8 protein-coding genes are annotated in these 6478 nt (G+C 72.4%); 4 read left to right on the top strand and 4 right to left on the bottom strand.

Going from position 1 to position 6478, the window contains the following annotated elements; all coding sequences use genetic code 11:
• Positions 1-17: 17 nt before the first annotated feature.
• Both ACFV6E_RS42620 and ACFV6E_RS42615 read right to left on the bottom strand, forming a co-directional pair.
• Positions 18-320 carry a DUF4235 domain-containing protein gene (locus ACFV6E_RS42620; protein ID WP_385176791.1) on the bottom strand — a complete coding sequence of 101 codons (303 nt, stop codon included), beginning with the start codon at positions 318-320 and terminating at the stop codon, positions 18-20.
• 88 nt (positions 321-408) lie between these two features.
• Positions 409-1431, bottom strand: a complete 1023-nt coding sequence (locus ACFV6E_RS42615) for a glutathione S-transferase family protein (protein ID WP_385469135.1) — start codon at positions 1429-1431, stop codon at positions 409-411.
• 110 nt (positions 1432-1541) lie between these two features.
• Here ACFV6E_RS42615 and ACFV6E_RS42610 point away from each other — a divergent pair, with 110 nt between their 5' ends.
• Positions 1542-2594, top strand: a complete 1053-nt coding sequence (locus ACFV6E_RS42610) for a cation diffusion facilitator family transporter (RefSeq protein WP_385176796.1) — start codon at positions 1542-1544, stop codon at positions 2592-2594.
• 96 nt (positions 2595-2690) lie between these two features.
• Here ACFV6E_RS42610 and ACFV6E_RS42605 read toward each other — a convergent pair whose 3' ends face one another.
• Positions 2691-3134, bottom strand: coding sequence for a nitroreductase family deazaflavin-dependent oxidoreductase (locus ACFV6E_RS42605; RefSeq protein ID WP_385176799.1), 444 nt, complete (start codon positions 3132-3134; stop codon positions 2691-2693).
• Between the two features lie 325 nt (positions 3135-3459).
• Between ACFV6E_RS42605 and ACFV6E_RS42600 the strand changes: the two genes are divergently transcribed.
• Genes ACFV6E_RS42600 through ACFV6E_RS42590 form a run of 3 tightly spaced genes read left to right on the top strand, consistent with a single transcriptional unit; the run spans position 3460 to position 5452 of the window.
• Positions 3460-4653, top strand: a complete 1194-nt coding sequence (locus ACFV6E_RS42600; RefSeq protein WP_385176802.1) for a cytochrome P450 — start codon at positions 3460-3462, stop codon at positions 4651-4653.
• A gap of 12 nt (positions 4654-4665) precedes the next feature.
• Complete coding sequence (locus tag ACFV6E_RS42595; protein WP_385176805.1) at positions 4666-4890, top strand: ferredoxin; 225 nt, start codon at positions 4666-4668, stop codon at positions 4888-4890.
• Positions 4891-4909: 19 nt separating this feature from the next.
• Positions 4910-5452 (top strand): flavoprotein, encoded by a 543-nt coding sequence (locus ACFV6E_RS42590; RefSeq protein ID WP_385176808.1) that lies wholly within the window; start codon positions 4910-4912, stop codon positions 5450-5452.
• Here the strand turns inward: ACFV6E_RS42590 and ACFV6E_RS42585 are convergent.
• Positions 5436-6326 carry a hypothetical protein gene (locus ACFV6E_RS42585; RefSeq protein ID WP_385176811.1) on the bottom strand — a complete coding sequence of 297 codons (891 nt, stop codon included), beginning with the start codon at positions 6324-6326 and terminating at the stop codon, positions 5436-5438. The two genes, ACFV6E_RS42590 and ACFV6E_RS42585, sit on opposite strands and share 17 nt — an antisense overlap.
• Positions 6327-6478: the final 152 nt, after the last annotated feature.

The following is a 6478-nucleotide window of genomic DNA, read 5'->3' as shown; positions in this document are numbered from 1 at the left end:
GCCGCGTCCCGCCCGGCTCAGTCCCGGCCCTTCTTGTCGTCCGCGGGCCACACGCCCGTCGACCGCTCGATGGCCTTCGCGCCCGTGCGGTCCGCGGCGCTGCGCACCACGGCGAAGATGGCGCCCTGGACGGCCGCGGCGAGCAGGATCTCGCCCCAGCCTCGGTCCTTGTCCAGCGCGTCGGGCGCGTCGTCCTCGTGCCGGATGACCTTCCAGGTCTTCTGGAACGCCATCCCGGCCAGCGCGCCGCTGGCCCAGCCGAGCACGAAACCGACCGGCTTGTAGGCGAGGGGCAAGGACTTCTTCTTTTTCTTGGACATCCGGGTCTCCTTCGTCTCTCGTCCTGGCGTGTGTCCTGATCGGCGGGTTGTACGCGGATCCGGCCTCCGGGGGCGGGTGCCGCCCCGCTCAGGGCCGTCCCCGCGCCGCCACCTCCTCGGCGGCGGGCACCGGGCCCGGCGGCGTCCCGTCACCGAAGGGCCGGCCGCCCAGCTCCTCGCGGTGGTGCGGGGTCAGCCAGCCGGAGAGATCGGGGCCCAGGGGCACGATCCCGGTCGGGTTGATGCCGGAGTGCACCTGGTAGTAGTGCCGCTTGATGTGGTCGAAGTCGACCGTGTCACCGAACCCGGGCGTCTGGTACAGGTCACGGGCGTACGCCCACAGCACCCGGTCCTCCGCCAGCTTGAAGCGGTTGCACTTGAAGTGACCGTGGTAGACCGGATCGAAGCGGACCAGGGTGGTGAACAGCCGGATGTCCGCCTCCGTGATCGTGTCCCCGACCAGGTAGCGCTGCTCCGCGAGCCGCCGCGACAGCAGCTCGAGGCGCCGGAAGACCCCCGCCGCGGCCTCCTCGTACTTCTCCTGGCCATTGGCGAAGCCCGCCCGGTACACGCCGTTGTTGACGTCCTCGTAGACGTCCGCCATGACCTGGTCGATCTCGTCGCGCAGCTTCTCCGGGTACAGGTCGGGCGCGCCCGCGCGGTGCAGCGCCGTCCACTCGGTGGCGAAGTCCAGGGTGAGCTGCTGGTAGTCGTTGGTGACCAGCCGCCCGCTCGGCACGTCCACGAGCGCGGGCACGCTGACCCCGCCCGGGTGGTCCGCCTCCCGGGCGTCGTACGCCTCGGCGAGGTAGCGGATGCCGAGGACGGGGTCGCGTCCGCCGGGGTCCAGGGTGAACCGCCAGCTCCGGTCGTCCTGGATCGGATCGGTCACCGCCAGTGACAGGGCGTCCTCCAGGCCGAGCAGCCGGCGCGACACCAGCGCGCGGCCGGCCCACGGACAGGCCCGGCTGGCCACCAGCCGGTACCGTCCGGCCTCGACCGGCCAGCCGTCCCGGCCGTCGGCCGTCACCCGGTCCGCGAAATGGCTCTTCGAGCGCTTGAACTCCTTCTTGCCGTAGGCGGCGTTCGACTCGCCCTCGCCCTCGCCCATGGATCCTCTCCTTCTCACCGGCCTGTCCGATACGTACACCCTGGTAGCGGGTTCCCCGTTTTCCGCCACCGCCACTGTGTGGACCCGAGCGGCCTGGGCATTCGGGCGATGTGGCAGATGACTCGACTGAATCGACGGACTCGGCGCAGCGGCGGACCGACTCGGCACAGCGGCAGAGCGGATCGGCGCAGCGGCAGAACGGATCGGACCGCAAGACGCGCGTCACCGTATGGGTCGCCCTCGGCGCCAATCTGGTGATCGCCGTCGCCAAGGCGGTGGGCGGCCTGGTCTCCGGCTCGCCCGCCCTGCTCTCCGAGGCGGCGCACTCCGTGGCCGACAGCCTGAACGAGGTCTTCCTCCTCGCCGCGCTGCGCCGCAGCAGGCGCCCCGCGGACCGGAAGCACCCCTTCGGCTACGGCAAGGAGCGGTTCTTCTGGTCGCTGCTCGCGGCCGTCGGGATCTTCGTCATGGGCGGCTGCTTCTCCTTCTTCCAGGGCTTCGAGGCGCTCCGCAGCGGTGCCGAGGAGTCGTTCACCGGCTATGTGACCGGTCTGGTGGTCCTGGGCGTCGCCCTGGTGGCCGAGGGGATCTCCCTGATCCGGGCGCTGCACCAGGTGCGCAAGGACGGCGGCTCGAAGGGCATGCGCGATCCGGCGCTGCGCACGGTCGTGGCCGAGGACGGCACGGCGGTCCTCGGTGTCACGCTCGCCATCATCGGTATGGCGCTGCACATGGTCACCGGACAGGTCGTGTGGGAGGCGTCCGCCTCGCTCGCCATCGGCGCGCTCCTCGTCTGCGTCGCCTACTGGCTGGGAAGCGACGCGCGGGACCAGTTGATAGGCGAGGCCGCCGACGAGGAGGCCAGCGGCCGGATCCGCGCGCTGCTCGAGGCCCAGCCCGAGATAGACAGCGTCGAGGACCTGCTCACCATGAAGCTCGGCCTCGACTCCACCCTGGTGGCGGCCCGGGTCGACCTCGTGCCCGGACTCGACAGCGAAGAGGTGGAGGAGACAGCCGTACGCATCAAGCAGTCCGTCACCCATCTGGTGCCGGAGGCCGACCAGATCTTCCTCGACGTGACGGACAAGAAGATGCGGGAGGCCGCGCTGGAGGCCGCGGCAGCCGAAAGCCCCGCCGCGACGGGGGAGCGCGGCGGGGCCTGACACCCGGGTGCCCGGCGGACGGGGCTTCATGCGCGAGGGGCCGTGATTTTTTCCGGCACCCCGCGCCACGGCCCCGCCCGGTCCCCCGCGGCCCGCTCAGCCGGCCGGTTCCAGGACGAAGACGGGGATCTCGCGGTCCGTCTTCTTCTGGTACTCGTCGTAGGGCGGGAACGCCTCGACGGCCCGCTCCCACCACAGCCGCTTCTCCTCGCCGGTCACCTCACGCGCCGTCAGATCCTGTATGTCCGGGCCGTCCTGGAGCGAGACGTGCGGGTCGGCCATGATGTTGTGGTACCAGACCGGGTGCTTGGGAGCGCCGCCCATCGAGGCGACGACCGCGTAGCGCCCTTCGTGTTCCACCCGCATCAGCGGGGTCTTGCGGATCTTGCCGCTCCGGGCGCCCCGCGTGGTGAGGATGATCACCGGCAGGCCGGTGTCCATGAGTGTCGTCCCCTTCGTGCCGCCGGAGCTCTCGTACAGCTCCACCTGGTCACGCACCCACTGTGCCGGGCTGGGTTCGTACTCGCCTTCAAGTGGCATGACTGGTGTCCCGTCGTCGCGTCGTACTGGTGCCTTCCAGTGAAGATCCACCGCGGTCCGGGTGCAAGGGCACCCCGCCCGCACCCCGCGGGTAATGGCCACCGGACACCCTTACGGGGTGTACGTCCGGTACGTGCCGCATGGGCGGGCGGCCGGGCAGGGTAGGCACGCGGAGCGGGCCGCGGCAAGAAGGCCGGGCCCTGACACGGCGGAGTTCGGCCACATCCGGGGCCTGCCGTATCTGGCCGAACTTCGCGTGGTCCCGTAGATGCCCCGGGCATCTAATGAAGATCGGCATGACGGAACCATCGCTTGCGAGGCCCTGATGACTGAACCCGTCGCCTACCCCCAGGACCGAACCTGTCCCTACCACCCGCCCGCCGCCTACGAGCCGCTGCGCGAGGCACGCCCCCTGTCCCGGATCTCCCTGTACGACGGGCGGCACGTCTGGATCGTCACCGGTCACGCCACGGCACGGGAACTGCTCGTCGATCCCCGGCTGTCGTCCGACCGCACTTTGCCCGCCTTCCCGGCGACCAGCGAGCGCTTCGCCGCGGCCCGCAAGCGCCGCATCGCCCTGCTCGGCGTCGACGACCCCGAACACCGCACCCAGCGCCGCATGCTGGTGCCCAACTTCACCCTCAAGCGGACCGCCGCCCTGCGCCCCGGCATCCAGGACACCGTCGACCGGCTGCTCGACCGGATGGCGGCCGGGGGTCCGCCCGCCGAACTGGTCGGCGCCTTCGCGCTGCCGGTGCCCTCCATGGTGATCTGCGCCCTGCTCGGCGTGCCGTACGAGGACCACGACTTCTTCGAGGAGCAGTCCCGCAGGCTGCTGCGCGGCGCGCCCGCCGAGACCCAGGACGCCCGCGACCGGCTGGACGACTATCTGGCCGCGCTGATCGACCGTAAACGCGACAAGCCCGGCGAGGGAGGGGAGGGGCTGCTCGACGAACTCATCCAGCAGCAGGCGCGCGAGGGCGTGCTCGACCCCACGGAGCTGGTGGGGCTCGCCACGCTGCTCCTGGTCGCGGGGCACGAGACGACCGCGAACATGATCTCGCTGGGCACGTTCACGCTGCTGCGGCACCCGGAGCGGCTGGCCGAACTGCGCGCCGACCCGACGCTGCTGCCGGCCGCCGTCGAGGAACTGCTGCGGTACCTGTCCATCGCGGACGGGCTGCTGCGGGTCGCCACCGAGGACATCGAGGTGGCCGGCGCGACCATCCGCGCCGACGAGGGCGTCGTCTTCTCCACCTCCGTCATCAACCGCGACACCGGCGCCTTCGCCGAACCCGACGCCCTGGACTGGCACCGCTCGGCCCGCCAGCACATCGCGTTCGGTTTCGGCATCCACCAGTGCCTGGGCCAGAACCTGGCGCGGGCGGAGCTGGAGATCGCCCTGCGCTCGCTGTTCGAGCGGTTCCCCGGACTGCGGCTCGCCGCCCCGGCCGAGGAGATCCCGTTCAAGCCGGGGGACACGATCCAGGGGATGCTGGAACTCCCCGTGACCTGGTAAGAGGCTTCGGGCATGCACTTCGACATCACGATCGACACGGACGTCTGCATCGGTGCGGGGCAGTGCGCCCTGACCGCGCCCGGCGTCTTCACCCAGGACGACGACGGATACAGCGAACTGCTGCCCGGCCGCGAGGACGGCGCGGGCGACCCGATGGTGCGCGAGGCCGCGCGCGCCTGCCCGGTGGGCGCCATCACGGTGTCGGAGGCGGTGACGCCGCCGCGCTCCGGCACCTGACGATCATTAGGCTGCCCGGGTGACCGAACTCGCCCCGAAGCCCTTCCTGTACGTCGTCGTCTGCGCGGCCGGTGTCGCCGAGGACATCGGCGTACTGATCACCGCGGCACAGGAGCGGCACTGGGAGGTCGGCGTCATCGCGACCCCCCAGGCCGTCGGCTTCTTCGACGTGCCGGCCGTAGAGCGGCGGACCGGGCGTCCGGTCCGGTCGGCCTGGCGGGCGCCCGGCGATCCGCGTCCCTTCCCCGCTCCGGACGCGGTGGCCGTCGCGCCCGCCACCTTCAACACCGTCAACAAGTGGGCGGCCGGCATCTCCGACACCCTCGCCCTCGGCACCCTGTGCGAGGCGTACGGCCTCGGGGTGCCGATCGCCGTCCTGCCCTGTGTCAACGAGGCGCTGGCCGCCCACCCCGCGTACCGGGCGAGCCTCGCGCGGCTCGGCGGCATGGGCGTCCGCTTCGGCGACCCCTACGCGGGCGGGCCGCAGGAGCCGCAACCGGCGGGCGGGCGGCCGGAGTTCGGCTGGGAGCGGGTGCTCGACCTGCTCACGACGCGCACCTGAGCGTCGGACCCGCGAGCATGCCGCCGGTGTACAGGCTCTGGCCCTGCGGCATCCAGTAGCCCAGCTTCGAGACGACCGTGGAGCAGCCGCGCCTGACCGTGACCCGCACGACGACGGTCTCGGGCCGGCCCGGCTGCAACTCGGTGAGGGTGCAGTCCAGGGCGTGCGGCGACCGGTCGGTGGACGGGTAACGGCCGGTCAGGGGATTGACGCAGCGGCGGTCCGACGACCGCAGCTCGACACCGGAACCCTCCTCGCCGATGAGCCCGAGGCGCGCGTTGCCGTCCCCCTGCTCGCTGTCCCGCCAGACGGTGTATTCGACGGTGGTCGTGGTGCCCGCGCGGACGCGGTCCCGGTCGGCCCGGATCCGGTGCGTGGCCGCGGCCTTCGGCTCCAGCAGGGTCAGCCGCGCCGACACGTGCCCGCGCAGATCGACACCCGAGGGCGTGGACCGTACGTGCACGTCGCCCCGGACGTCGTAGGTGCCGGGGCCCGGATAGTCCCGGCCGCCGGGCAGCGTGCCCGCCGCGAGGACCTCCCTCTCGCCCACCCGCCGCACGGTCCAGCTGCCGGAGGAGGCGCAGGCGTAGTCGACGGGCGAGCCGGCCTTGCGGCAGGTGGCGGGCGCCGACACGGACATGACGGGGCCGCCGCTGCCCGCGCACAGACTGACGGTGGCCCGCTGGCCGCCCTCGCCCTCCAGGGTGCCCGCGTGCGCGCACACCGTCTCCGGCGCCTTCACGGCAGGGGCGTGCGAGCGGTGCGCGGCGCCCGCGGCGGGCTCGCCCACGGTGCCCAGGCCCATGGCGGCGGCCAGCACGGCGGCCGCGGTCAGGGCCCGGGGCGTTCTGCGGATCATCGAGAGAGTCGGCACGGATTCCTCCCGCACGGCGGTGACCGGTCCGGCGGCCGGTCGGGTGGCTCGACCATGCGTAGGGCCCCGGCCGGGCCGCGGTTCCCACGCCGGGAAGTCACCTGCGGGGCGGGCGGGCCGGGGGCCATCTGCACCACACCCGCCACCGGGCC

It is taken from the genome of Streptomyces sp. NPDC059785, from assembly GCF_042732375.1.
Classification (GTDB): domain Bacteria; phylum Actinomycetota; class Actinomycetes; order Streptomycetales; family Streptomycetaceae; genus Streptomyces.
This window is presented reverse-complemented; position numbering and strand designations above follow the sequence as displayed.

Coding starts and splice junctions, on each gene's coding strand:
- ACFV6E_RS42620 (WP_385176791.1), bottom strand. CDS start 320: ATGTCCAAGAAAAAGAAGAAGTCCTTGCCCCTCGCCTACAAGCCGGTC.
- ACFV6E_RS42615 (WP_385469135.1), bottom strand. CDS start 1,431: ATGGGCGAGGGCGAGGGCGAGTCGAACGCCGCCTACGGCAAGAAGGAG.
- ACFV6E_RS42605 (WP_385176799.1), bottom strand. CDS start 3,134: ATGCCACTTGAAGGCGAGTACGAACCCAGCCCGGCACAGTGGGTGCGT.
- ACFV6E_RS42600 (WP_385176802.1), top strand. CDS start 3,460: ATGACTGAACCCGTCGCCTACCCCCAGGACCGAACCTGTCCCTACCAC.
- ACFV6E_RS42595 (WP_385176805.1), top strand. CDS start 4,666: ATGCACTTCGACATCACGATCGACACGGACGTCTGCATCGGTGCGGGG.